This is a genomic window from Streptomyces sp. NPDC088261, from assembly GCF_044740805.1.
Classification (GTDB): Bacteria; Actinomycetota; Actinomycetes; order Streptomycetales; family Streptomycetaceae; genus Streptomyces.
The window spans coordinates 338,236-364,067 of the sequence record NZ_JBIURL010000005.1 but is presented as its reverse complement, the minus strand read 5'-3'; the positions used below and the strand labels follow the sequence as shown (position 1 = coordinate 364,067).

16 protein-coding genes are annotated in these 25,832 nt (G+C 72.2%); 10 read left to right on the top strand and 6 right to left on the bottom strand.

What is annotated here, in order from left to right; genetic code table 11:
- Window positions 1-103: 103 nt before the first annotated feature.
- The gene (gene pepN / locus ACIODU_RS13480) at window positions 104-2,692 is read left to right on the top strand and encodes an aminopeptidase N (RefSeq protein WP_401767259.1); all 2,589 of its coding nucleotides are present in this window, start codon (window positions 104-106) and stop codon (window positions 2,690-2,692) included.
- Between the two features lie 175 nt (window positions 2,693-2,867).
- Window positions 2,868-4,004, top strand: coding sequence for a hypothetical protein (locus tag ACIODU_RS13475; RefSeq protein ID WP_401767257.1), 1,137 nt, complete (start codon window positions 2,868-2,870; stop codon window positions 4,002-4,004).
- A gap of 96 nt (window positions 4,005-4,100) precedes the next feature.
- Here the strand turns inward: ACIODU_RS13475 and ACIODU_RS13470 are convergent, their stop codons facing one another.
- The gene (locus ACIODU_RS13470) at window positions 4,101-5,354 is read right to left on the bottom strand and encodes a serine hydrolase domain-containing protein (RefSeq protein WP_401767255.1); all 1,254 of its coding nucleotides are present in this window, start codon (window positions 5,352-5,354) and stop codon (window positions 4,101-4,103) included.
- A gap of 389 nt (window positions 5,355-5,743) precedes the next feature.
- Here ACIODU_RS13470 and ACIODU_RS13465 point away from each other — a divergent pair, with 389 nt between their 5' ends.
- Together ACIODU_RS13465 and ACIODU_RS13460 are read left to right on the top strand one after the other, a co-directional pair.
- Window positions 5,744-9,058: a S8 family serine peptidase gene (locus ACIODU_RS13465; RefSeq protein ID WP_401767253.1), complete on the top strand. Its 3,315-nt coding sequence runs from the start codon at window positions 5,744-5,746 to the stop codon at window positions 9,056-9,058.
- A 210-nt stretch (window positions 9,059-9,268) separates the two neighbouring features.
- Window positions 9,269-10,297: an aspartate-semialdehyde dehydrogenase gene (locus tag ACIODU_RS13460; RefSeq protein ID WP_401767252.1), complete on the top strand. Its 1,029-nt coding sequence runs from the start codon at window positions 9,269-9,271 to the stop codon at window positions 10,295-10,297.
- A 55-nt stretch (window positions 10,298-10,352) separates the two neighbouring features.
- On the opposite strand, the gene ACIODU_RS13455 is transcribed toward ACIODU_RS13460, so the two are convergent.
- The gene (locus ACIODU_RS13455; RefSeq protein ID WP_401767251.1) at window positions 10,353-10,952 is read right to left on the bottom strand and encodes a Uma2 family endonuclease; all 600 of its coding nucleotides are present in this window, start codon (window positions 10,950-10,952) and stop codon (window positions 10,353-10,355) included.
- A 139-nt stretch (window positions 10,953-11,091) separates the two neighbouring features.
- Here ACIODU_RS13455 and pepN (ACIODU_RS13450) point away from each other — a divergent pair, with 139 nt between their 5' ends.
- Window positions 11,092-13,671 carry an aminopeptidase N gene (gene pepN, locus ACIODU_RS13450; RefSeq protein ID WP_401767249.1) on the top strand — a complete coding sequence of 860 codons (2,580 nt, stop codon included), beginning with the start codon at window positions 11,092-11,094 and terminating at the stop codon, window positions 13,669-13,671.
- A gap of 149 nt (window positions 13,672-13,820) precedes the next feature.
- Here the strand turns inward: pepN (ACIODU_RS13450) and ACIODU_RS13445 are convergent, their stop codons facing one another.
- The 3 genes from ACIODU_RS13445 to ACIODU_RS13435 form a co-directional block, all read right to left on the bottom strand.
- Window positions 13,821-14,075: a hypothetical protein gene (locus tag ACIODU_RS13445; protein WP_161310026.1), complete on the bottom strand. Its 255-nt coding sequence runs from the start codon at window positions 14,073-14,075 to the stop codon at window positions 13,821-13,823.
- Between the two features lie 119 nt (window positions 14,076-14,194).
- Window positions 14,195-16,279 (bottom strand): 4-alpha-glucanotransferase, encoded by a 2,085-nt coding sequence (gene malQ / locus ACIODU_RS13440; protein WP_401767247.1) that lies wholly within the window; start codon window positions 16,277-16,279, stop codon window positions 14,195-14,197.
- A complete protein-coding gene (locus ACIODU_RS13435) occupies window positions 16,280-16,507 on the bottom strand; it encodes a hypothetical protein (RefSeq protein WP_401767245.1) in 228 nt (75 codons plus the stop codon).
- A 298-nt stretch (window positions 16,508-16,805) separates the two neighbouring features.
- Here ACIODU_RS13435 and ACIODU_RS13430 point away from each other — a divergent pair, with 298 nt between their 5' ends.
- Window positions 16,806-19,832, top strand: coding sequence for a beta-N-acetylglucosaminidase domain-containing protein (locus tag ACIODU_RS13430; protein WP_401767244.1), 3,027 nt, complete (start codon window positions 16,806-16,808; stop codon window positions 19,830-19,832).
- 144 nt (window positions 19,833-19,976) lie between these two features.
- On the opposite strand, the gene ACIODU_RS13425 is transcribed toward ACIODU_RS13430, so the two are convergent.
- Window positions 19,977-20,513 (bottom strand): HNH endonuclease, encoded by a 537-nt coding sequence (locus ACIODU_RS13425; RefSeq protein ID WP_161306982.1) that lies wholly within the window; start codon window positions 20,511-20,513, stop codon window positions 19,977-19,979.
- A 302-nt stretch (window positions 20,514-20,815) separates the two neighbouring features.
- Between ACIODU_RS13425 and ACIODU_RS13420 the strand changes: the two genes are divergently transcribed.
- From ACIODU_RS13420 to ACIODU_RS13405, 4 genes are all read left to right on the top strand, one after another.
- The gene (locus tag ACIODU_RS13420) at window positions 20,816-21,892 is read left to right on the top strand and encodes a mechanosensitive ion channel domain-containing protein (protein WP_356427526.1); all 1,077 of its coding nucleotides are present in this window, start codon (window positions 20,816-20,818) and stop codon (window positions 21,890-21,892) included.
- A 282-nt stretch (window positions 21,893-22,174) separates the two neighbouring features.
- Entirely contained in the window at window positions 22,175-23,293 is a 1,119-nt protein-coding gene (locus ACIODU_RS13415; RefSeq protein WP_401767242.1) for an ROK family protein, read from the top strand.
- 182 nt (window positions 23,294-23,475) lie between these two features.
- The gene (locus ACIODU_RS13410; protein WP_356427532.1) at window positions 23,476-24,822 is read left to right on the top strand and encodes an ABC transporter substrate-binding protein; all 1,347 of its coding nucleotides are present in this window, start codon (window positions 23,476-23,478) and stop codon (window positions 24,820-24,822) included.
- A gap of 11 nt (window positions 24,823-24,833) precedes the next feature.
- Window positions 24,834-25,832 carry a sugar ABC transporter permease gene (locus ACIODU_RS13405; RefSeq protein WP_356427535.1) on the top strand — a complete coding sequence of 333 codons (999 nt, stop codon included), beginning with the start codon at window positions 24,834-24,836 and terminating at the stop codon, window positions 25,830-25,832.

Here is a 25,832-nt window from a genome sequence, read left to right as displayed (position 1 = left end):
AGCGGCACATGCGAGGATCGTCACTGTTTCGAACGACCCACCAACGATCTCCGCCATCGTCCGACGACCACGAGACCCACGAACGAGTCACGAAGGAGTGCCCGTGCCCGGTGAGAACCTGTCCCGCGACGAGGCCCGTGTACGGGCCGGCCTGCTGTCCGTAGACGGGTACGAGGTGGAGCTCGACCTGCGCTCGGCGGTGGGTGAGGCGCCGGACGGCCCCGGGCCCCGCACCTTCCGCTCGGTGACCACGATCCGCTTCCGCTCCGCGGAGCCGGGCGCGGCGGCCTTCGCCGACCTGATCGCCCCGCGTGTGACCGCCGTCACCCTCAACGGCCGCGCCCTGGACCCCGCCACCGTCTTCGACGGATCACGGGTGACGCTGGAGGATCTCCGCGCGGAGAACGTGCTGGTGGTCGACGCCCAGTGCGCGTACAGCAGGACCGGCGAGGGCATGCACCGCTTCGTCGACCCGGAGGACGGCGAGGTCTACCTGTACACGCAGTACGAGCCGGCCGACGCCCGCCGGGTCTTCGTCACCTTCGAGCAGCCCGACCTCAAGGCGCCGTACCGCTTCCAGGTGACCGCGCCCGAGGGCTGGCGGGTCTGGAGCAACGGCGCGGGGACCCTGGGCGACGACGGGGTGTGGCGCTTCGCGGAGACGAAGCCGATCTCGACGTACATCACGACGATCCTCGCGGGCCCGTACCACCACGTCACCGACTCCTACCGGCGTACGTTCGACGACGGCACGGTCCTGGAGATCCCGCTCGGCGCGATGTGCCGCAAGGGGCTCGCCCGGCACTTCGACGCGGACGACGTCTTCCTGCTGACCAAGCAGGGCCTCGACTTCTTCCACGACCGGTTCGACTACCCGTACCCCTTCGGGAAGTACGACCAGGCGTTCGTGCCCGAGTACAACCTGGGCGCGATGGAGAACCCGGGCCTGGTGACCTTCCGCGAGGAGTACATCTTCCGCGGCAAGGTGACGCGGGCGTCGTACGAGCACCGGGCCAACGTCATCCTGCACGAGATGGCGCACATGTGGTTCGGCGACCTGGTCACCATGACCTGGTGGGACGACCTGTGGCTCAAGGAGTCCTTCGCGGAGTTCATGGGCACCTTCGCGCTGGTCGGGGCCACCCGCTTCCAGGACGGCTGGATCACCTTCGCCAACAACCGGAAGTCCTGGGCCTACCGCGCCGACCAGCTGCCGTCCACCCACCCGATCACGGCCGACATCCGTGACCTGGAGGACGCCAAGCTGAACTTCGACGGGATCACGTACGCCAAGGGCGCGTCGGTCCTCAAGCAGCTGGTCGCGTACGTGGGGCAGGACGCGTTCCTGGAGGGCGCCCGGCGCTACTTCAAGCGGCACGCGTACGGGAACACCAGCCTCGGCGACCTGCTCGCCGTCCTGGAGGAGACGTCCGGACGGGACATGGCCGGCTGGTCCCGGTCCTGGCTGGAGACGGCCGGGGTCAACTCGCTCACCCCGGAGGCCGTGTACGACGCCGAGGGCCGGATCACCGAGCTGGCCGTGATCCAGGAAGCCGCCCCGTCCCACCCCGAACTGCGCCCGCACCGGGTGGCGGTCGGGCTCTTCCGGCGTACCGCCGACGGGGATCTCGTACGGTACGCGCGCGTCGAGACGGACGTCGCCGGGCCCCGGACGGTCATCGCGGAGCTGGCCGGTGCGGAGAAGCCCGACCTGATCCTGGTCAACGACGAGGACCTGACGTACTGCAAGATCCGCTTCGACGCCGCCTCGCTGGACACCCTGCGCACCCATCTCGGCGCTCTCACCGACCCGCTGGCGCGCGCCCTGTGCTGGTCCGCGCTGTGGAGCCTCACCCGTGACGCGCTCATGCCGGCCCGGGACTTCATCGGTCTGGTGCTCACCCACGCGGGGCGCGAGACGGACATCGGGGTGCTCCAGATGCTGCACGCGTGGGCGCGGGGCGCGCTCACCCTCTACGCGGTCCCGGAGTGGCGCGAGGAGGGCGGGCGGCTGCTCGCCGAGGGGGCGCTGCGGGAGCTGCGGACGGCGGAGCCCGGCGGTCAGCACCAGTTGACGTGGGCCCGCTTCTTCGCGGCGGTCGCGACGACGGACGCGGACTTCCAGCTGCTCCAGGGGCTGTTGGAGGGCACGGCCAAGATCGACGGGCTCGACGTCGACCAGGAGTTGCGGTGGGCCTTCCTGGAGCCGCTGACCGCGCACGGGCGCGCGGACGAGTCGGCGGTGGCGGCCGAACTGGCCCACGACGACACCGCGTCGGGCAAGCGGCACGAGGTGCGGTGCCTGGCGGCGCGGCCGTCGGCGGCGGTGAAGGCGCAGGCGTGGGTACGGCTGGTGGAGTCGGACACGCTGTCGAACGCGCTGGTCGAGGCGACGATCGCCGGGTTCGCCCGATCGGACCAGCGGGAGTTGCTGGCGCCGTACGCGGAGAAGTACTTCGAGGTGATCGAGCGGGTGTGGGCGGAGCGTTCGATCCAGATCGCCATGCACGTGGTGCGCGGGCTGTACCCGGCCGCGCAGGGCGACCGTTCGACCCTGGAGGCGGCGGAGGCGTGGCTGGCGTCGCACGAGGAGGTGGCTCCGGCGCTGCGCAGGCTGGTGCTGGAGGCGACGGACGATCTGGCCCGGTCGCTGCGGGGGCAGGCGTGCGACGCGGCGGCCGCGGGGCGGTGAGTCGGGGCGTGTTCGGGCGGTGAACGGGAGCGGGGGGCGAGTTGGCGCGTTCGAACGGTGAGCGGCGCATGATCGGCAGCCGAAGGCCCGTACTTTAGGGCGAGCTTGTCCGGTTTTGCCGACGAACGTGTAACAACGGGTTAGAAGGCGGTCACAGGGCGGGCAGACCCCGGGCATGAACAACAACACCCCGGTCACCCCCCGCCCCCTCCGTCCCCTCGGTCACGACGTGCGCCACCGCGTGCTCTCGGCCGCGCAGCTACGCGAGCACGGGGTCGCGGCCGCGCGCGCCGCCGCGCAGTGCCGCGCCGGTGGCCCCTGGCAGCAACCGCTGCCGGGGGTCTACCTGTTGCACCCGGGGCCGCCGACGAGCGAGGAGCGGCTGCACGCGGTGCTGCTGTACGCGGGACGCCCCGGCCCCGAGGGGGCGAAGAGCGTTCCGGCGCAGCCCGGCTCCTCCTCCGGCGGTCGCCCGGCGGCGGCGTCCGGGTCGGCCTCGTCCCGGTCGGCCTCGTCCCGGCCTGCCTCCCGGTCGGCGTCCCCGTACGGCGGTGTGATGATCACCGGTCTCGCCGCCCTCGCCCTGCACGGCTTCGGGTCCACCCCGGGCCTGCGGGCGCTCGACCTGATCGACGTGCTGGTGCCCCGTACCCGCCGGCTGCGGTCCACCAGGTTCGCCCGGCTGATCCGCGCCCACTCCCTGCCCCGGCCCGAGCTGGTGACCGGGGTGCCGGTGGCGCCGGTGGCGCGCGCGGTGGCCGACGCGGTCGCGGAGCTGTCGGACGCGGCTGTCGTACGGGCGCTGCTGACCGAGTCCGTACGGGGCGGGCACTGCGAGCCTTCCTCTCTCGTACGGGAGTTGAGTCAGGCGCGGCTGCTGGCCCGGCCGCATGTGGTGGACGCGGTGGACGCGCTGCTCGCCGAGGGGCGGTCGCTGGCCGAGGGGCGGCTCTACGAGATGGTGCGGACGTACGCGCTGCCCGACCCGGTCTGGAACGTCGACCTGCGGCTGCCGGGCGGACCGCACCTGGGCGGGGTGGACGCGTACTGGCCGGAGCAGGCGGTGGCCGTGGAGCTGGACACGCGGGCGCCCCGGGTGGGCGGGCCGGGCGGGCCGCAGGACGACGACGCGATCTGGGCGGAGTACGCCCGCAAGCGGGAGCACCTGGAGCGGCTGGGCGTCACCGTCGTGCATCTGACGCCGAGAAAACTGCGGGAGTCCCTGGAGCAGCAGGCGATGGTGGTCGGTACGGCGCTGACGGCGGCGGACGAGAGGGATCCGGCCGCGTACGTGGAGGTCCTGCCGAGGTGAGGCGGGGCCCGAAGGCTCGGGCACAAAAAGAAGGGGACGGGCGCGGCCCGCGCCCGTCCCCTCTTTTTGGTCTCTCCAGTCTCTCCGGGTCCGGGCTCAGCCGCAGAACTCCGCCTCCACGACCGTCGCCGGGTCACCGGCCCAGTCGGCGTTGAAGTTCAGGGAGAGCGCGTGCGTGCCGTCGGCGGTGGTGAAGGCGCCCGAGGAGGAGCCGTGGATCCCGCCGGTGTGGCCCCAGACGACCGTGCCGCAGGACAACCGGGTCTTCTCCAGGCCGAGTCCGTAGCCGACGACCCCGCCGTCCTCGCCGCTGCCGAGCGCGACGGTGGTCTTCATCTCCTTGAGCTGGGCCGGGGGCAGCAGCCGGCCCGTGAGCAGCGCGCCGAAGAACCGGTTGAGGTCGGCAGCGTCGGAGATCATGCTCCCGGCGGCCCCCGCCACCGTCGCGTTGAGTTCGGTGACGTCGTGGACCGTCCGCTCCGGGTCGTCGGCGAGGACGGCGTACGCGCGTCCCGACGGCCGCGGCAGCCGGGGGTCCGTACCGGGCAGGCGGGTGCCCGTGAGGTGCAGGGGCCGCAGGATGCGGCGTTCGATCTCGGTGGCGTACGGGCGTCCCGTCACCTTCTCCACGACCATCCCGGCGAGCACGTAGTTGGTGTTGGAGTAGTTCCAGTCCGTGCCGGGGGCGAAGTCCGGCGCGTGTCCCATGGCGAGCGCGACGAGTTCGCCCGGCTGCCAGGTCCGGTAGCGGTTCTTGAGGAAGTCGGTGGTGAAGACCTTCTGCTGGAAGCCGGGGTCGGCGGTGTAGCTGTAGACGCCGCTGGTGTGGTTGAGGAGCTGACGGAGGGTCACCCGGCGTCCGTCGTGCCCGTTGCCGCTGACCACCCCGGGCAGCCAGTGGTCGACGGTGTCGTCCAGGTCGAGCCGTCCCTCGGCCTCCAGTTGGAGCAGGACGGTCGACACGAAGGTCTTGGTGACGGAGCCGACGCGGAAGTGGTCCCGTGCGCCGCGCTCGCGGCCGGTGGCCGTGTCCCCCACCCCCGCGGTGCCCGACCAGGCGCCGGTACGGGTGGTGACCCGGGCGAGGACGCCGGGCACGCCGTCCGCGACGGCGGCGTCGAGGGCCCGCTGGGTGGCGGCGTGCGGCGCTCCGGCGTCCCGTACGGCGGAGGCCGCCGCGCCGGGACCGGAACCCTCCGCCGGCGCGTTCGCCACGGCGGGGCCGGCCAGCGCGGTGGACGCGAGGGCCGCCGCCGCCAGCGCGCCGGTCCAGGCGAGACGGGCGCGGTGCGTCGCGCGGCGGGCGACGCGGGTCGCCGGGCGGTGAGCGGGGGCCGTACGTGCCGACATGGGGAACTCCTCCGTGCGTGAGGTGCGGTCGGCGGACAGGACCGCGGCGGGGCGCGGGGAGTTGCCCGGCGCGGCGGGGTTGACCGTGTTCCGGTCGTTCGGGAACGGCGGCGGCAGAATACGGGAGGGCCGCCTCCGGCCGCGTACTACGCGCGTCATGTGTCCGCAGAGCGGACGGATTCACTCCGGTGCTCCGCCCAACGACCGCGCGGGCCGGGCATGTTCGCCGGTTTGAGCCGGTTCCTCCCGCCTGGCGGGTGACCCGCGTTGGCGGGTGTACGCCATGACCGAATCCCGCCGCCGACAACACTCCACAAACCCCTGTTGTGTAAGAAAAGCTGAGCGGTCACCGGTACCGAAATCCGGATCTTCTCTTCCACACCACAGGGATGCTGATGACCTCCGAATCCGCAGGCTCCATATCCGGGCCGAGACGCGTGGCCAGGATCGCGGCAGCCGCCGGCCTGGTGGCCGCGCTGATCGCCACGGGCGCCGCCCCCGCGTTCTCCGAGACGGGCACCGACGACCCGGCCGCCACCGCCGCCGTGAAGTCCGACCGGGCGTCCGACAAGCTCGGCGCCGTGGACGCCCAACTGCTGTCCCAGGCCGAGGCCGAGGGCACGAAGACCGTCACGCTGATGGTCGCCACCGCCCCCGGTGCGACCGAGCAGGTGGCGGGCCAGCTGAACGACGTCGCGGGTGCGACCGTCGGCAAGACGTACGACAAGCTCGGTTACGTACGCGCCACGCTCCCGACCGCCAAGGCGGACGCGGCGATCAAGGCGGCCGCGAAGCTCTCCTCCGTCCGCGGCATCGATCTCAAGCAGGAGATCCAGCTGGACGACCCGACGCCGGCGGCCGACACGGTCGCGCACGCGAAGGGCTCGAAGGGCTCCGCCGTCCAGAAGTACCCGGCGCCGAGCAGTAAAACTCCGGCGAAGAACCCGTACAACCCGTCCTTCGAGACGGGCGCGGTCGACTTCGTCAAGCAGCACCCGAAGGCCGACGGCCGCGGTGTCACCATCGGCATCCTGGACTCCGGTGTCGACCTGGGCCACCCGGCCCTCCAGAAGACCACCACGGGCGAGCGCAAGATCGTCGACTGGGTGACCGCGACGGACCCGGTGTCCGACGGCGACGGCACCTGGCTGCGGATGACCGGCGCCGTCAGCGGTCCCACGTTCACGGCCGCGGGCCGGACCTGGACGGCGCCGGCCGGCGCCTTCAAGTTCAGCACCTTCGCCGAGCGCGTCACGGTCGGCGGCGACATGGCCGGTGACCTCAACCGCGACGGCGACACGACCGACGTCTGGGGCGTGCTCTACGACCCGGCGAACGGCACCGTGCGGGTCGACCTGAACAACGACGGCAACTTCACGAACGACACCGCGCTGAAGCCGTACAAGGACGGCTTCCAGATCGGCTACTTCGGTACGGACAACCCGGCGACCCCGATCGTCGAGCGCATCCCGTTCGTCGTCGAGATCCGCAAGGACGTCGTCTACAACGGGTCCGGCGCCACGTCGGACTACGTCAACATCGGTGTGATCCAGGGCGAGCACGGCACGCACGTCGCCGGCATCACCGCCGCCAACGGCCTGTTCGGCGGCAAGATGAACGGCGCCGCCCCCGGCGCCAAGCTGGTCTCCTCCCGCGCCTGCACGTGGAGCGGCGGCTGCACCAACATCGCGCTGACCGAGGGCATGATCGACCTCGTCGCCAACCGTGGCGTCGACATCGTCAACATGTCCATCGGCGGCCTGCCGGCGCTCAACGACGCCAACAACGCGCGCGCCCAGCTGTACACGCAGCTGATCGACACGTACGGCGTGCAGCTGGTGATCTCGGCCGGCAACGACGGCCCCGGCACCAACACCATCAGCGACCCCGCCGTGGCGGACAAGGTCATCTCCGTCGGCGCCTCCATCTCCAAGGAGACCTGGGCCGCCAACTACGGCTCCGGCGTGACGACGAAGTACGGCCTGCTGCCGTTCTCGGCGCGCGGCCCGCGTGAGGACGGCGGCTTCACGCCGACCATCACCGCGCCCGGCGCGGCGATCAACAGCACGCAGACCTGGTACCCCGGCGGCCCGGTCGCCGAGGCGGGCTACACCCTGCCGCCCGGCTACTCCATGCTCCAGGGCACCTCGATGGCGTCCCCGCAGGCCACCGGCGCGAGCGCGCTGCTGATCTCGGCCGCCAAGCAGAAGCACCGCACGCTCACCCCCGCCGACCTGCGGACGGCGCTCACCAGCAGCGCCGACAAGATCCCCGGTCTCCAGGCGCACGAGCAGGGCGCGGGTCTCATCGACGTCGTCAAGGCGTGGAAGGAGATCGAGCACGGCGCCACCGCGCACGAGTACACGGTGAAGGCCCCGGTCGACACCGCGATCGACTACGCGCTGGAGACCCCCGGCTTCGGTACGGGTCTGTACGACCGCGAGGGCGGCCTCCAGGCCGGCAAGAGCCGGACGTACGACGTCACCATCACCCGGACCACCGGCCCCAAGGGCGCCGTGGAGCACCGGCTGGACTGGAAGAACAACGACGGCACCTTCCGTCTGCTCGGCAGTGACAAGGTCAAGCTGCCGCTGAACCAGCCGGTCACCGTCACCGTCCAGGCCCGCCCCTCCTCGGCCGGCGTGCACAGCGCCATCCTGGAGGCGGACGACCGTCGTACGGAGGGTGTGGACAAGCAGATCCTCGCCACCGTGGTCGTCTCCAAGGAGCTGGCGAAGCCGTCGTACGCCTTCAAGGCGAACGGTTCGGTGCAGCGCAACAGCTCGAAGTCGTACTTCCTGACGGTGCCGGAGGGCGCGAAGACCCTGGAGGTGGCGCTCGGCGGACTCGCCAAGGACAGCCAGACCCGGTTCATCTCGATCCACCCGTACGGTCTGCCGGTCGAGGACAGCTCGACGATCTTCTGCTACCCGAACTACGAGAACCCCGCCAACACCTGCCGCCCGGACGTGCGTTCGTACGTGGACCCGGCCCCCGGCGTGTGGGAGATCGAGGTCGAGGCGCGTCGTACCTCGCCGCTGCTCGACAACAAGTACACGCTCGACGTGTCGGTGCTCGGCGCGACCTTCGACCCGGCGGTGACCACGCTGCCCGAGGCGAAGATCGGCACGCCGACCCCGGTCCGGTGGACGGTCAAGAACAACTTCGCCGCCATCGACGGCAAGCTGTCGGGCGGCTCGCTGGGCTCGGCGAAGATCGACCGGCCGTCGATCGAGGACGGCGGCTCGCTCGTCTCCACGATCGTCGTCGGTGAGGGCGTGACCCGCCTGGACGTCGCCATCGGCGGCACCTCCGACCCGTCCGCGGACCTCGACCTGACGGTCGCCCGGGGCAACGTGGTCGTGGGGCAGTCGGCGGACGGCGACTCCGAGGAGTCGGTCAGCCTCGTCAACCCGGTCGCCGGTACGTACACCGTCGTGGTGGACGGCTACTCGGTGCCGGCCGGCACGACGGAGTTCAACTACCGCGACGTCTACTACTCGCCGTCGCTGGGCTCCATCAAGGTCGACGACACCAAGCCGGTCAAGCTCGCCAACGGCGCGTCGGCGCAGGTCACGGCCGATGTCGTGGTGAACAGCGCGGCTCCCGAGGGACGCCAGTTCTTCGGTGACGTGCAGCTGCTGAACGCGCGCGGCACGTCCGCGGGCACCGGCAGTGTGGTGATCGGCAGCGTCACGCCGTAACGGCGCGGTACTGCTGAAGGAGGGGGCGGGCGTCCGGACGGGCGCCCGCCCCTTCCGCTGTCCGGTCCGCGCCCCGGGCCCCGGTCCCGTCCGCGCCCCGGCCCCCGTCCGGTCCGCGTCCTGGACAACCGACTGGACAACACGGGCAGGGTGATACGCATGATGGAGCGGCACGGCACCCATGCCGCTCGTACATACGGAGGAGACCCCGTGAAGGTCGGAATCGTCGGAGCCACCGGTCAGGTCGGCACAGTCATGCTCAGGATCCTGGCCGAGCGGAGCTTCCCGGTCACCGAGCTGCGGCTCTTCGCCTCCGCCCGGTCCGCCGGGTCCACGCTGGACTGGCGGGGCACGCCGGTCACGGTCGAGGACTCCGGTACGGCCGACTGGTCCGGGCTGGACATCGTGATCTTCTCCGCCGGGGGGGCGACCTCGAAGGCGCTGGCCGAGAAGGTCGCCGCGCAGGGCGCCGTCGTGATCGACAACTCGTCCGCGTGGCGGCGTGACCCCCAGGTCCCGCTGGTCGTCTCCGAGGTCAACCCGCACGCGATCAAGGACCGCCCCAAGGGCATCATCGCCAACCCGAACTGCACCACGATGGCCGCCATGCCCGTGCTGCGCCCGCTGCACGAGGAGGCGGGGCTCGCCGCGCTGGTCGCCACCACCTACCAGGCGGTCTCCGGGTCGGGCCTGGCCGGGGTCGCCGAGCTGCACGGCCAGGTGAAGCAGGTCGTCGCCGACGCGGACAGGCTGACGCACGACGGCGGGGCGGTCGAGTTCCCCGCGCCGGCCGTCTACCAGCGCCCCATCGCCTTCAACGTGGTGCCGCTCGCGGGCAGCCTCGTGGACGACGGCTCCTTCGAGACCGACGAGGAGCAGAAGCTCCGCAACGAGTCCCGCAAGATCCTGGAGATCCCGGAGCTGAAGGTGTCCGGGACCTGCGTACGGGTGCCGGTGTTCTCGGGGCACTCGCTCCAGGTGAACGTACGGTTCGACCGCCCGATCAGCGTGGAGCGGGCGTACGAGCTGCTCAAGGACGCGCCGGGCGTCGAGCTGTCCGACATCCCGACCCCGCTCCAGGCGGCGGGGAAGGACGCGTCGTTCGTGGGCCGGATCCGGGTCGACGAGACGGTCGAGAACGGTCTGGCGCTCTTCGTCTCCAACGACAACCTGCGCAAGGGCGCGGCACTGAACGCGGTCCAGATCGCGGAGCTGGTGGCGGCGGAACTGACGGGCTGACCCCGGACGCGCGCGGGGCGGGCCGCCCGACCGGCCCCGCACTGTCGCGCCGCGCTCACCGCGGTGGCTTCGGCGGGTACAGCTTGAACTGCGACGTGTCGACACCGAACGAGAAGGGGGCCGGCAGCTCGACGGTGTCGCCGAACTGGAAGCGGTCGGTCGTCCGGTAGCGGAGCTTGCGCGGGTCCGGGTGCGAGCACAGTTCGACCGTGCCGTCGTTCGGGTCGACGAGCAGGTAGAACGGCACCTCGCTCATCGCGTACCACATGCGCTTCTTGACGTAGTCGCTGTCCCGGTCCGACGAGACCACCTCGACCACCAGGTCGACGCGGTCGGCCGGGAGCGGATTGCGGTTGTCCGCGATCTTCTCGGCCGTGGTGACGGTCAGGTCCGCCTTCGGCTCGAAACTGGAGATGTCGGAGATCATCGCCTGCTCGGGCAGCACCTCCCACTCCTCGGCGAGGAACTGGGCCGAAAGCCTGGCCACGATGCGGTTGTGGAACGGGGCGGCCGATGCCTGCATGACGATCTTTCCGTCGATGAGCTCGATCCGCAGCTGATCGAGCTCAGGGAGGGTCTCCAGAAAGCGCAGCAGTTCGTGCCCGGTGTCGTCCCGCACGGTTTCCTCGGCAGTCTCGTGATGCGTCAGGGTCATCGCGGCGCCTCCTTCCGCCGTCAGCGTAGGGACGGCGCCCGTTCTCCCCGCCACGGTAGCCCGGGGTCCCCACGATCGGGTGAACGCGACCCGCCGTGGAAGGATGGGCCGAAACGCCCTATACCGAGGAGATGACCGGGTGCCTGGCACAAATCTGACCCGCGAGGAGGCGCAGCTGCGTGCGCGCCTGCTCACCGTGGACTCGTACGCGATCGATCTCGATCTGAGCGGCGCGCAGGAGGGCGGCACCTACCGGTCCGTGACCACGGTGCGCTTCGACAGCGCGGAGGCCGGGGCAGAGACCTTCATCGACCTGGTGGCGCCCGCCGTCCACGAGGTCGTCCTCAACGGCACCCCGCTGGACGCCGCCGCCGTCTTCAAGGACTCGCGGATCGCGCTGGCCGGCCTCCTGGAGGGTCCGAACGACCTGACGGTCGTCGCGGAGTGCGCGTACACGAACACCGGCGAGGGGCTGCACCGGTTCGTCGACCCGGTCGACGAACAGGCGTACTTGTACACGCAGTTCGAGGTCCCCGACGCCCGGCGCGTGTTCGCGTCGTTCGAGCAGCCGGACCTCAAGGCGACGTTCCAGTTCTCCGTACGGGCCCCCGAGGGCTGGACGGTCATCTCCAACTCGCCGACCCCGGAGCCGGAGGACAACCTCTGGCACTTCGCGCCGACCCCGCGCATCTCGACGTACATCACCGCGCTGATCGCCGGCCCGTACCACGCGGTGCACAGCTCGTACGAGAAGGACGGGCAGTCGGTGCCGCTGGGCATCTACTGCCGGCCCTCGCTGGCGGAGTTCCTGGACGCGGACGCGATCTTCGAGGTCACGCGGCAGGGGTTCGACTGGTTCCAGGAGAAGTTCGCCTACGACTACCCCTTCGCCAAGTACGACCAGCTGTTCGTGCCGGAGTTCAACGCGGGCGCGATGGAGAACGCGGGCGCGGTGACCATCCGCGACCAGTACGTCTTCCGCTCGAAGGTGACGGACGCGGCGTACGAGACGCGCGCCGAGACCATCCTGCACGAGCTGGCCCACATGTGGTTCGGCGACCTGGTCACCATGGAGTGGTGGAACGACCTCTGGCTGAACGAGTCGTTCGCCACGTACACCTCGATCGCCTGCCAGGCCGACGCGCCGGGCTCGCGGTGGCCGCAGTCGTGGACGACGTTCGCCAACTCCATGAAGACCTGGGCCTACCGGCAGGACCAGCTGCCCTCCACGCACCCGATCATGGCGGACATCCGCGACCTGGACGACGTACTCGTCAACTTCGACGGCATCACGTACGCCAAGGGCGCCTCGGTGCTCAAGCAGCTGGTCGCGTACGTCGGCCAGGACGAGTTCTTCCGCGGCGTGCAGGCGTACTTCAAGGCCCACGCCTTCGGGAACTCCCGCCTCTCCGACCTGCTGGGCGCGCTGGAGGAGACCTCAGGGCGCGACCTCAAGGCCTGGTCGAAGGCGTGGCTGGAGACGGCCGGGATCAACATCCTGCGCCCGGAGATCACCCTCGACGCGGCGGGCCACGTGGCGTCGTTCTCCGTCACGCAGGAGGCGCCCGCGCTGCCCGCCGGGGCCAAGGGCGAGCCCGTCCTGCGGCCGCACCGGATCGCGATCGGGTGCTACGACCTGGACGGGAACGGCAAGCTGGTCCGTACGAACCGGATCGAGCTGGACGTCGACGGGGAGCGCACGGAGGTGCCGTTCCCGGCGAACACCCCGCGTCCGGCGGTGGTCCTGCTCAACGACGACGACCTGTCGTACGCGAAGGTCCGCCTGGACGAGGAGTCGCTGCGGGTCGTCACCGCGCACCTCGGGGACTTCGCGGAGTCCCTGCCGCGCGCCCTGTCCTGGGCCTCCGCGTGGGACATGACGCGGGACGGCGAGCTGGCGACGCGCGACTACCTGGCGCTGGTGCTGTCCGGCATCTCCAAGGAGACGGACATCGGCGTCGTGCAGTCGTTGCACCGCCAGGTGAAGCTGGCGCTCGACCTGTACGCGGCGCCGGTGTGGCGCGAGACGGGTCTGACGCAGTGGACGGAGGCGACGCTGGCGCACCTGCGGGCGGCGGAGCCGGGCAGCGACCACCAGCTGGCGTGGGCGCGCGCGTTCGCGTCGACGGCCCGTACGCCGCAGCAGCTCGACCTGTTGCAGGGCTTGCTGGACGGTACGGAGACGGTCGAGGGCCTGGCCGTCGACACCGAGCTGCGCTGGGCGTTCGTCCAGCGGCTGGCGGCGGTGGGACTGCACGACACGGAGGAGATCGCGGCGGAGTACGAGCGCGACAAGACCTCGGCGGGCGAGCAGCACGCGACGGCGGCCCGGGCGGCGCGGCCGACGGCCGAGGCCAAGGCGGAGGCGTGGGAGTCGGTGGTGGAGAGCGACAAGCTGCCGAACTCCCTCCAGGAGGCGGTGATCGGCGGCTTCGTCCAGACCGACCAGCGTGAGCTGCTCGCTCCGTACACGGAGAAGTACTTCGCGGCGGTCGCCGAGGTGTGGGAGTCCCGTTCGCACGAGATGGCGCAGCAGGTGGCGGTCGGGCTGTACCCGTCGCTCCAGGTCTCGCGGGAGACGCTGGACGCGACGGACGCGTGGCTGGCGTCGGCCGGCCCGAACGCGGCGCTGCGGCGGCTGATCTCGGAGTCGCGCGCGGGCGTGGAGCGCGCGCTGCGCGCCCAGGAGGCGGACGCGGCGGCGGCGCCGGTCGTCTAGAGCTTGGCCCGCGATCCCGGAGGTCCCGCTGTCTCTCGGACGGCGGGACCTCTTCGGGGTGTCGGCGGTCTTCGCCCCGAGGGGATTCGGGTACGCGAAAGCGCCGCACGGCGGGCGTGCGGCGCTCTGCCGGGGCGTGGGGCGGGTGGTCAGCCCTGCTTCGGCTTGGTGACGCGGTGGGACGGGTGCGACTTGTCCAGGACCAGCACCAGGCCGGTGATGATCGCGAACAGCAGCAGCGGGATGCCCACGAACAGGCCGAGGGTCTCCACCACGCTCAGGCCGGGGCCCGGGTCGTCACCGTCGTCGCGGCTCAGTGCGAGCGCCGGGGACGTCATGAGCAGCATCATCAGCGTCGTACCGGCCGCCAGGGCGCCCGCGCGCATCGCGTTCTTCTTGTCCACGATGCCAACGTAGCGAACGGCCGGGTCCGCCGCGCGCGCGGGGTCCCGTACGGATCGGCGTGCCTCCCGTACGGCTCCCTCTCCCGTCGCGCGTACGGCCCTGGCGCGCGTCCCGGCCGTCACGGGCGCAGCACGTCCATCAGGCGGTGCAGCCGGGGGGACGCGGCCAGTTCCTCCAGCGTCATCGGCCGGCCCGTCGCGTCCGCCACCGGCAGGCGCCAGTTGGGGTACTGGTCCCACGTCCCCGGCAGGTTCTGCGGCCTGCGGTCGCCCACCGCGTCCGGCAGCCAGACCCCGACCATCCGCGCCGGGGTGTGCAGCAGGAAGCGGTAGACCGCGCGGATCTCCTCCTCCTCGTCACCGGGGCCCCCGGGCAGCAGCCCCAGGCGCTCCAGGTACGTGAGCCACTCCCCGACCTCCGCGCGGTCCTCGGCCTGTTCCTGGTCCAGCGGGCGGGTGAGGAGCCCCAGCCGGTGGCGCAGTTCCACGTGCTCGCCGGTCAACCGGGCGGCGGTGGACGGCAGGTCGTGGGTGGTGGCGGTGGCGACGCAGTCCTCACGCCAGGTCTCCGGGGGCAGGGGCGGCTGTCCCGGCCCCTCCCAGTCCCGTTCGAACCAGAGCACGGACGTGCCGAGCACCCCGCGCCGCTCCAGCGCCTCGCGCACCCCCGGCTCGACCGTGCCGAGATCCTCCCCGACGACCGGGGCGCCCGCGCGGTGCGCCTCCAGGGCGAGGACGGCGAGCATCGCCTCGGCGTCGTACCGCACATACGTTCCCTGGGTGGGCTGCTCGCCCTGCGGGACCCACCAGAGCCGGAACAGCCCCATCACATGGTCGATGCGCAGCGCCCCGGCGTTCCGCAGCAGGCCCTGGAGCAGGCCGCGATACGGGGCGTAGCCGGACGCGGCCAGGACGTCGGGGCGCCAGGGCGGCAGGCCCCAGTCCTGACCGAGGGCGTTGAAGGCGTCGGGCGGGGCGCCGACCGACATGCCGGCGGCGAAGGCGTCCTGCTGGGCCCAGGCGTCGGCTCCCCCGGGGTGCACGCCGACGGCGAGGTCGTGGACGATCCCGACGGCCATGCCCGCCTCCCGCGCGGCGCCGGACGCGGCGGCGAGCTGCTGGTCGGTCAGCCAGGCCAGCCGGCGGTGGAAGCCGACGCGGCCGGACAGGTCGCGGCGGGCCCGGGCGGTCTCGGGCGAGCGCGGGTCGCGCAGCCCGGCCGGCCACTCGTGCCACCGCGGGCCGTGCGCCTCGGCGAGCGCGTACCAGGTGGCGTGGTCCTCCAGGGCCTGCCCCTGGGCGGCGAGGAAGTCGGCGTACTCGGCGGCGCGCCCGGGGCCGAGGGGGACGGCCGCCAGGATCTCCAGGGCGGGGAGCTTGAGGGCCCATACGGCGTCGCGGTCGATCAGCGCGTCCTCGCCGAGGACGGACGCGCGCAGGGCGTCGGCCTTCTCGCCGAGGGCGTCGAGCTGTTCGCGGTCCGCGCCGCGTACGTACGCGTACTCCGGCACGGCCTCGATCCGCAGGTGGACCGGGTCGGGGAAGCGGCGCGAGGAGGGGCGGTACGGCGAGGGGTCGGTCGGGTCGCCGGGGACGGCGGCGTGCAGCGGGTTGATCTGGACGAAGCCCGCGCCGAGGTGCCGGCCCGACCAGGCGGCCAGCTCGGCGAGGTCCCCGAGGTCGCCCATGCCCCAGGAGCGCTCGGAGAGCAGGGAGTAGAGCTGCACCAGGAAGCCGTGGGTACGGGGCGGGGGCTGCGGTACCTGATGGGGGGCGACCACCAGGGTGACGGTGGCCGTACGGCCGTCGGGGGCGCGCGCGGTGAGCCGGTGGACGCCGAGGGGCGCGCCGGCCACCACGGCGGCGGGGTCGGTGGCGGGTTCCGCGAGCGGGGGCGTACCGCCGTCCTCCGGCTCCACCTGGAGGGTCGTGCCGGGCGGCAGCGCCGTCAGGGCGGCGGGGATCCCGGGCCGCTCCTCCTCGGGGGCGCTCCACAGCACCACCGTCGGGGGCAGCAGCCGCTCGGCGGCGGTGGCTTCCGCGCGGGTGAGCGCGTCCGTCACCGCCTCGGGCGTGGACGCGTCGACCCCGAGCGCGGCGAGCACCGCCACGACGGTGTCGTCCGGGACCTGGACCGTGACGTCGGGCGAGGGGGCGTACGAGGTGGCGACACCGTGCAGTGCGGCGAGCCTGGCCAGGCCCATTCAGACTCCTGGGGACTCCGTGCCCCCGGCGGTGCCGGGAGCTGTCGGTTCGCTGGTGAGGGGGGCGGTGTCGGCGAGCGGGGGCTCACTGGTCAGCGGTTCCGCGTCGGCGAGCGGCGGTTCACTGGTCAGCGGGCCGGGCGCGGCTTGCGCGGGGCCCGGCACCGACGGTCTGGGGATCGGCGGTTCGGAGGGGCCGGGGAGCAGGCGCGGTGCGGGTGCGGCCATGACGGCATCTCCTGGGGCTGGGGGACAGGACACAACAGCCCTACCCAGCGTAGGCGGAGGCAGGCGCGTACGGCGGGTGAACCTGTGCCGGTGAGGAGGTGTCGGGTCACGGTCCGCCTTGCGCGGGTCACGATCCGTCCCCCGCCCGGCAGTTGGAACCCCTGCCTATCACACGGGGCAAAGGAGACACAGCGGCCACGCGCATTGACACCCCGACCACGGGGTGGTGGGCTCGTCCCCGCTTGGCGCGAATCCTCGCGAGTCTTGGGGGGACCAGGGAACACGAGAGGGGCACGGCGTGCGGCTCGGGCGTACAGGACGGACGGCGACGGCGGTCGCGGTGGCCGTGATCGGCGGGCTTCTCGGCGGGGCGCCGGGCGCGTACGCGGCGCCGCACGACCCGGCCTCCCCCGTGGCCGCCACCCCCGACCCCGAGGGCCGGGCGGCCGTGCCGGACGTGTGGCCCCGGCCCCAGACGATCAAGGCGGCCGGCCGGGCGGTGCCGCTCGGCGACCTGGTCACCGTCGTCGCGGGCGAGGGCGCCGATCCGGTCGCCGTCCAGGCGCTCACGGACGCGCTGCGCGCCGCCGGGGTCCGTACGGTCGGGCAGGCCTGGGCCACGGATCCGCTCGGGGCGGGCGCGGGCACGGTGGTCCTGGCCGGCGGCACCGGCGCGCGGGACGCGCTGCGCGCCCTGCGCGCGCCCGACAGCGCCGGCCTGCCGTCCGGCGGGTACCGCATCGCGGTGGGCCGGGTCGCGGGGCGCGACACGATAGCGCTGGACGGGGTCGGCGAGGACGGGCTCTTCCACGGCGCGCAGACCTTGCGCCAGCTGATCGTGAAGGCACCGGCCGGGAAGAAGGGCGCGACGGCAGGCGGGAAGCCGGGTGCGGGAGCGACCGTCCCGGGTGTGGTCGTACGGGACTGGCCGGGCACGCTCGTGCGCGGTACGACGGAGGGCTTCTACGGGGAGCCCTGGACGCACGAGGAGCGCCTGGCGCAGCTCGACTTCATGGGGCGTACCAAGCAGAACCGCTTCCTGTACGCGCCGGGCGACGACCCGTTCCGGCAGGCGCGCTGGCGCGATCCGTACCCGGCGGCGGAGCGCGCCCGGTTCCGTGAACTGGCCGAGCGAGCGGGACGCAACCATGTGACGCTCGCCTGGGCCGTGGCCCCCGCGCAGTCCATGTGCATGACGTCGGAGAAGGACCTGGCGGCGCTGAACCGCAAGATCGACGCGATGTGGGCGCTGGGCGTGCGGGCCTTCCAACTCCAGTTCCAGGACGTGAGTTACAGCGAGTGGCACTGCGACGCGGACGCCGACACGTTCGGCTCGGGCCCCGAGGCGGCGGCGAAGGCCCAGGCCCGGGTCGCGAACGCGGTGGCGGAGCATCTGGCGGAGCGGCACCCGGACTCCGAGCCGCTCACGGTCATGCCGACCGAGTACCACCAGGACGGCGTCACCGCGTACCGCACGGCGCTCGCCGGGACGCTCGACGGCGGCGTCCATGTGGCGTGGACAGGGGTCGGGGTCGTACCGCGCACCATCACGGGCCGTGAACTGGCGGACGCGAAGGCCGCGTTCGCGCATCCGCTGGTGACGATGGACAACTACCCGGTCAACGACTACGAGCCGGAACGTCTCTTCCTCGGCCCGTACACCGGCCGCGAACCGGCCGTCGCGGGCGGCTCGGTCGCGCTGCTCGCCAACGCCATGGAGCAGGCGTCGGCGTCCCGTATCCCCCTCTTCACCGCCGCCGACTACGCCTGGAATCCACGGGGTTACGTACCGGAGGAGTCCTGGCGGGCGGCCGTGGACGACCTGGCGGGCGAGGACGCGGCGGCCCGCGCGGCCCTGCGCGCCCTCGCGGGCAACGACGCCTCGTCCCTCCTCGACCCGTCCGAATCCGCCTATCTCAAGCCGCTGTTCACCGCTTTCTGGGCGTCCCGCGCCACGTCGGACGTACGCGCGCGGAGCCGCGCGGCGACCGCCCTGCGCGCCGCCTTCACCGTGATGGCCGGGGCGCCGGAACGTCTCGCGACGACGGCCGGGGGCCGGCTGGACGACGAAGTACGGCCGTGGCTCGACCAGTTGGCGCGCTACGGGCGCGCCGGGGAGCTGGCCGTCGACATGCTCACCGCCCAGGACCGCGGCGACGGCGCGGACTCGTGGCGGGCGTCGCTGGCGCTGGAGCCGCTGCGGGGGAAGCTGCGCGCGAGCACGGCCGTGGTGGGCGAGGGCGCCCTGGACCCGTTCCTCGACCGGGCCGTGAAGGCGGCGGCGGGGTGGACGGGCGCGGACCGCGCTGCCGGCGGGGACGTCACCGAGGACACCCGCTCCTACACGGTCGCCCTCGGCCGGGCGAGACCGGTGACGGCGGTGACCGCGATGACCGAGCCGGGCACGGGCGCCGGGGCGCGCGTCGAGGTGCGCGTCCCGGGTGAGGGCTGGCGCCCGCTGGGGCCGCTGTCGACGAGCGGCTGGACGCAGGCGGACGCGAAGGGCCTGCGCGCCGACGCGGTACGGATCGTGTGGCCGGGCGCGGTTCCCGGTCCGGGCGTCTCGGGTCCGGGCGCGCCCGCCCCCTCCGTACGGCAGGTCGTGCCCTGGTTCGCCGACGAGCCGGGGGCGCGGCTGGACCTGGCACCCCGCGAGGCGGACGCCCAGATCGGCGGGAAGGCGGAGACGGTCGAGGCGCGGCTGGCGGGGCGGCGGCCCGGCGAGGTGCGCGGATCGCTCACCGCGAGGGCGCCGTCCGGCATCCGGGTGACGGTGCCGAAGAAGACCACCGTGCCGCGCGGCGCCCTGACGACCGTCCCCATCGAGGTCGAGGTGAAGGCGGGCACGCCGGCCGGTTCGTACGAGGTGCCGCTCGCCTTCGGCGGTGAGCGGAGCACGCTGACCGTACGGGCCTCGCCGCGCACCGGCGGCCCCGACCTCGCGCGCGGGGCGACCGCCTCGTCCTCGGGCGACGAGACCCCGGACTTCCCGGCGTCGGCCGCGCTCGACGGGGACCCCGCCACCCGCTGGTCCTCGCCGGCGGAGGACGGCGCCTGGTGGCAGCTGGAGCTCCCGGCGGCGGCGCGCGTCGGGCAGGTGGTCCTGACCTGGCAGGAGGCGTACGCGCGCCGCTACCGCGTCGAGGTCTCGGCCGACGGCCGCACCTGGCGGACGGCGGCGACGGTCTCGGACGGCCGGGGCGGGCGGGAGGCGATCGGGATGGACGCGAAGGACACCCGGTTCGTACGGGTCCAGGGCGAGGCCCGCGCGACGGAGTACGGCTACTCGCTGTTCTCTGCCGAGGTCTACGCGGTGGCGCCGTAGCGCGGGCCCCCGGCCGCGGTGGCGCCGTACGGGAAGTACCGGACGTACCGGAAGCGGCACCCGCCCCGCACCGGCCCCCGCGCACGCCTCCGCTCCCCCCGGCCCACACCCGCCTGACCAGGGGGAACGACAAAGGCCCGGATCTCAGGCTGAAATGCCGTCGATCCGGGCCACCGCGTCCTCCGCGCCGTACGGTTGCAGGTACGGCATCCAGCGCGGGTCACGGTGTCCGGTCCCGATGATCCGCCAGGCGAGCCCGGACGGCGGGGCCGGTTGTTGGTGCAGGCGCCAGCCCAGCTCCCGCAGGTGCCGGTCGGCCTTGACGTGGTTGCACCTGCGGCACGCGGCCACGACGTTGTCCCACGCGTGCTGTCCCCCGCGGCTGCGGGGGACGACGTGGTCGACGCTGGTGGCGGCGGCGCCGCAGTACATGCAGCGGCCCCCGTCCCTGGCGAAGAGCGCACGACGGGTGAGAGGAACGGGCCCCCGGTAGGGGACCCGCACGAACCGCTTCAGCCGTACCACGCTGGGGGCCGGGACGACGCGGGTCGCGCTGTGCATGAAGGCGCCGGATTCCTCGAGGCTGGTGGCCTTGTTCTCCAGGACGAGGACGAGCGCGCGGCGGAGCGGTACGACGCCGAGCGGCTCGTACGACGCGTTGAGGACCAAGACATGCGGCACGGATGCCTCCTATTACGCCGGCGGCGCGTGGCTCGCGCCGGGACGATCTGCTCCAGTCTCTCCTCATGCCTGGTCGAAACGCCACCACGTCCGGGTAACGGGCTCGGAGTGTTTTCGACCACAGGACCACCACACGCCACCCGCCCGCCCCTCCTCCCCGGCCCGATATCGCGCCCCTACCACGCCCGTACCCGGCCCGTACCGCGTGAGGAGCGTCTCTCCGCCCGGCGGGGGCGGAGGAGGCCGTCCACTGCCCCGTTAGTGTGGTTGGCCAGTCCGACCCCTATCCGGAGGTTTCCGTCGTGTCCTGGTCCGCCCTGCCGGCCGCAGCCCCGCCGTCCGGTCCCGGCACCCTCGACGAGGCGGGGAACCGCGCGAACGACGCGGCGGGCTGGGTCGAGGACAACTGGTCCACCTGGCTGAGCGTCGGCCTGCGCATCCTGCTGATCCTGGTGATCGCGCTCGTCCTGCGCCACGTCATCCGCCGCGCGCTCACCAAGCTCATCGAGCGGATGAACCGCAGTGTGCAGGCGGTGGAGGGCACCGCGCTGGGCGGGCTGCTGGTGAACGCGGAGCGGCGCCGCCAGCGCTCCGAGGCGATCGGGTCCGTGCTGCGCTCGGTGACGTCGTTCCTGATCCTCGGCACGGCCGCGCTGATGATGCTCGGGGCGCTGAACATCAATCTGGCGCCGCTGCTCGCCTCCGCCGGGGTCGCCGGGGTGGCGCTGGGCTTCGGCGCCCGCAACCTCGTCACCGACTTCCTCTCCGGCGTGTTCATGATCCTGGAGGACCAGTACGGCGTCGGCGACAGCATCGACGCGGGGGTGGCCACCGGCGAGGTGATCGAGGTCGGCCTGCGCGTGACCAAACTGCGCGGCGAGAACGGCGAGATCTGGTACGTGCGCAACGGCGAGGTGAAGCGGATCGGCAACCTCAGCCAGGGCTGGGCCACGGCCGCCGTCGACGTGATGGTCCGGCCGTCCGAGGACCTGGAGAAGGTCCGCGCGGTCATCAAACAGGTCGCGGAGACGATGGCGAAGGACGACCCGTGGGCGGAGCGCCTGTGGGGCCCGATCGAGGTGCTGGGCCTGGACTCCGTCCTGCTGGACTCGATGACCGTACGGCTCTCGGCCAAGACGATGCCCGGCCAGGCGCTCAGCGTGGAGCGCGAGCTGCGGTGGCGGGTCAAGCGGGCGTTCGACGAGGAGGGGATACGGATCGTCGGGGGCGTCCCGCTCCAGGCGGACGAGGAGCCGGTGGACCTGTCGGCGGGCGTGTCGGCGCCCTCGGCGCTGTCCAGCCCCACGTCACCGCAGTCCCAGGCCGCGTCCCCGCTGACCCCGCAGGTGCCGCCGGGCGCCCCCGGCCAGGGGAAGTGACCGGCCGCCGTCCCGCCGCAGGTACGTCGTCTCCCGCACCCCCGCGGGCACGTCGTCCCCCGCACCCCCGCAGGTAACGCTTTGGTTGCCTCGGGGGTGCTTTGCTCCGGGAGGTATTGACTGATTCCTGACGCCGGGCCTACTTTCCTCGCATCCCAATAGGAAACTTTCCTAACAGTGTCACTCGGTGCCACGAGGAGAGCGAGCAGAGACAAGGCAGGTGTCCGGTCAGTGTCAGGATCATCCACTCCGTCACCGGGGACACCCAGCGTCCTGCGGGCCATGAACGACCGGGCCGCGCTGGACCTGCTCATCGCCCACGGACCGCTCACGCGCACCAGGATCGGTGAGCTGACCGGCCTCTCCAAGCCCACCGCGTCCCAGCTGCTGACCCGGCTGGAGAGCGCGGGCCTGGTCCGTACGACCGGCAGCCAGAGCGGCCGCCCGGGACCCAACGCCGTGCTGTACGAGATCGACCCGCGCGCCGGGCACGTGGCCGCGCTCTCCGCGGGACCCACCGGCATCGACGCGGTGGTCGCCGACATTACCGGCGCGGTCGTGGGCAGCTGCCGGGTCGAGGCGGAACCCGCCACGAAGGACGTGGGCCACCGCACCGCCCAGCTGGTCGCCGAGGCCGTGGACGGCGCGCTGCGCGCGGCCGGGCTCGGCCACGACGACCTGCGCTGCACGGTGATCGGGACCCCCGGCGCCATCGACCCGCAGACCGGCCAGCTGCGGTACGCGCCGCACCTGCCGGGCTGGCACTCCCGTACGCTCCGGGCCGATCTCGCGGAAGTGCTGGGCACCCCGGTCTTCATCGAGAACGACGTGAACCTCGCGGCGATCGCCGAGCAGTACGAGGGCGCGGCCCAGGACCACGACGACTTCGTCCTCGCGTACCTCGACGAAGGCGTCGGCGCCGCGATCGTGCTGGGCGGCACCCTGCTCAGGGGCGCCACCGGCGGCGCCGGGGAGATCGGCTACATGCCGCTGCCCGGCGCGCCGCTCGCCCGGGGCGGGGTCCGCGACTGGGCCGGTGACGACGCCGGCGGCGGTTTCCAGAGCCAGGTCTCCACCCCCGCGGTACGGAAACTCGCCGGCGGACTGCCGCTGGCCGAGGCCCTGGCCGACGAGGGCGTACGGAACCAGGTGGCGGCCATGCTGGCCACCGGCCTCGCGGCCGTGGTCGCGGTGGTCGACCCCGAGCTGGTCGTGCTCTCCGGCGCGGTCGCGGAGGTCGGCGGGGAGGCGCTGCGGGAGCGGGTCGAGGCCGAGCTGACCGGGCTCATCCTGCCCAGACCCCTGCTGCGGATCAGCGACCTCGACGGCGACCCGATCCTGACCGGCGCGCTGCGGTCGGCCCTGACCCAGGCGCGCGACACGGTCTTCGACACCACCTGACCGCGCCTCGCGTGCCGCTTCCCCGTATCCCACAGTCCTTATTCCACAGGCCCCTTGTCCCGCACCCGTACCCGTATCCGTACCGGTGTGTGTCCTCCGCCTTCCCCGCGACGCCCCCGCGTCCCCTCAGAACCCACCCGCCGCCGTTTTCCCGTACCCCTCCCCCGTAAAGGAAGTCCGCCATGGCGCGATGGCGTATACGCACCTGCGTGTCCGCGGCGCTCGCCGCATCGGCGCTGCTGTTGTCCGGCTGCGCGAATCCGAGCACCGGGAGCGACACCGACGACCCGACCAAGCCGGTCACGCTGAAGTTCTGGCACGGCTGGTCGGCGCCCGGCGAGGTGAAGGCGATCAACGCGAACATCGCCCGCTTCGAGAAGCTCCACCCGAACATCAAGGTCGTCTCCACCGGCAACGTCGGCGACGAGACGATCAACCAGGCGCTGCGCGCCGGCGGCAGCAAGGCTCCCGACGTGGTGACCTCGTTCACCACCAACAACGTCGGCCAGTACTGCTCGTCCGACATGTGGGTGGACCTCGACCCCTTCTTCAAGAAGAGCGGGATCGACAAGGCGAAGGTCTTCCCGAAGACGCTGCTGGACTACACGCAGTACCAGGGCGTCCAGTGCGCGGTGCCGCTGCTCGCGGACGCGTTCGGCATGTACTACAACAAGGACGCGTTCAAGGCCGCCGGGATCGCCTCGCCGCCCCGAACGATGTCCGAGCTGAAGGCCGACGCGGTCAAGCTGACCGAGAAGAACAAGGACGGCTCGATCAAGCGCGCCGGCTTCATGCCGAACTACCAGCTCTACCAGAACGCGCCGGACCGGATGTTCGCGCAGTGGGGCCCCCAGTACTTCGACGGCAAGGGCAAGGCGCGCCTCGCCGACGAGCCGAAGACCGAGGACTTCTTCTCGACGATGAAGTCGATCGCCGACGCGCAGGGCGGGTACGCGGCCATGGAGCGGCTGCGCCAGACCTTCGGCGACGAGTACTCCAACGGCAACGCCTTCCTGAACGGCAAGCTCGCCATGCACCTCGACGGTGAGTGGCGCGGGCTGATGCTGGACGACGAGAAGGCGACGTTCGACTGGGGCGTGGCGCCGCTGCCCGTACCGGACGACCAGGCGGACACGTACGGGCGCGGCTACCTGACGGGCACCGTCGCGGGGATCGCGCACAGCAGCATGCACCAGAACGCGGCATGGGAGCTGGTGAAGTTCCTGACGGTCGACACCGACTCGGTGGTCAGCTTCGCCAACGCGATCCACAACGTGCCGTCCACGAACGAGGCGCTCAGGTCCCCGAAGCTGGACCAGGACCCGGCGTTCCAGGAATTCCTCAAGATCGCCCAGAACCCGTACAGCCAGGCGGTCCCGCCGTCCAACAACGGCGGCCAGTACATCACCTCGTTCGGTGACTTCTCGCAGTCCGTCGAATCGGGCAGGACGCCGCTCAAGGACCTGCCCGGCGCGCTGAGGGAACTGGACGACCAGATCGACGCCGACAACGTCCAGTCGGAGAACTGAGGAGCCGGGTCATGGCACTGTCACTCACCACCTCGGCGAAGGCCGCCAGGTCCGGGGCCGCCGGGGCACCGCGCAACACCCCGCTGCGCCGCAAGCGGAACCGCGACCGGATGCGCACGCTGGGCTTCCTGTCCCCGTGGCTGATCGGTTTCTCGGTCTTCTTCGCCTATCCGCTGATCGCCACCGTCTACTTCTCATTCATGCACTACAACCAGATCAAGGCCCCGGACTTCGTGGGGCTGCGGAACTGGAAGTACGTGTTCCAGCAGATGCCGCTCTTCGGTCCCGCGCTGTGGAACACGATGTGGCTGGTCGTCGTGATGGTCGCGCTGCGGGTGGCCTTCGGCCTGGGCATCGGCCTGCTGGTGACGAAGATCAAGACGGGCGTCGGCCTGTTCCGTACGGCGTTCTACATCCCGTACCTGGCCCCGCCGGTCGCCGCGACCGTGGCCTTCGTCTTCCTGCTGAACCCGTCCACGGGCCCGGTCAACGAGATGCTGGGGTGGATCGGGCTGCACGGCCCGAACTGGTTCAACGACCCCAGCTGGTCGAAGCCGTCGCTGGTGCTGCTCTCCGTGTGGGGCATCGGCGATCTGATGGTCATCTTCATGGCCTCGCTGCTGGACGTGCCCAAGGAGCAGTACGAGGCCGCCGATCTCGACGGCGCGGGGGCCTGGTCGAAGTTCCGTTACGTGACCTGGCCGGCGATCACCCCGATCGTCCTGTTCGCCGTGGTCACCGGGGTCGTACAGACCATGCAGTACTACACGCAGGCCCTGGTCGCCGGGAAGCTCGCGTCGGGTGTCTCCATCGGGCCCGGCACGGTGATCCAGCCCGGCTACCCCGACCACTCGACCCTGACCGTCCCGCAGCTCGTCTACTCGCTGGGCTTCCAGAACTTCAACACCGGCGCCGCATGTGTGCTCTCGCTCGTGCTCTTCGCCATCGCCATGGCCGTCACCCTGCTGCTGATGCGCAAGAGCGTCGGCCTCATCCCGGCGGAGGACTGA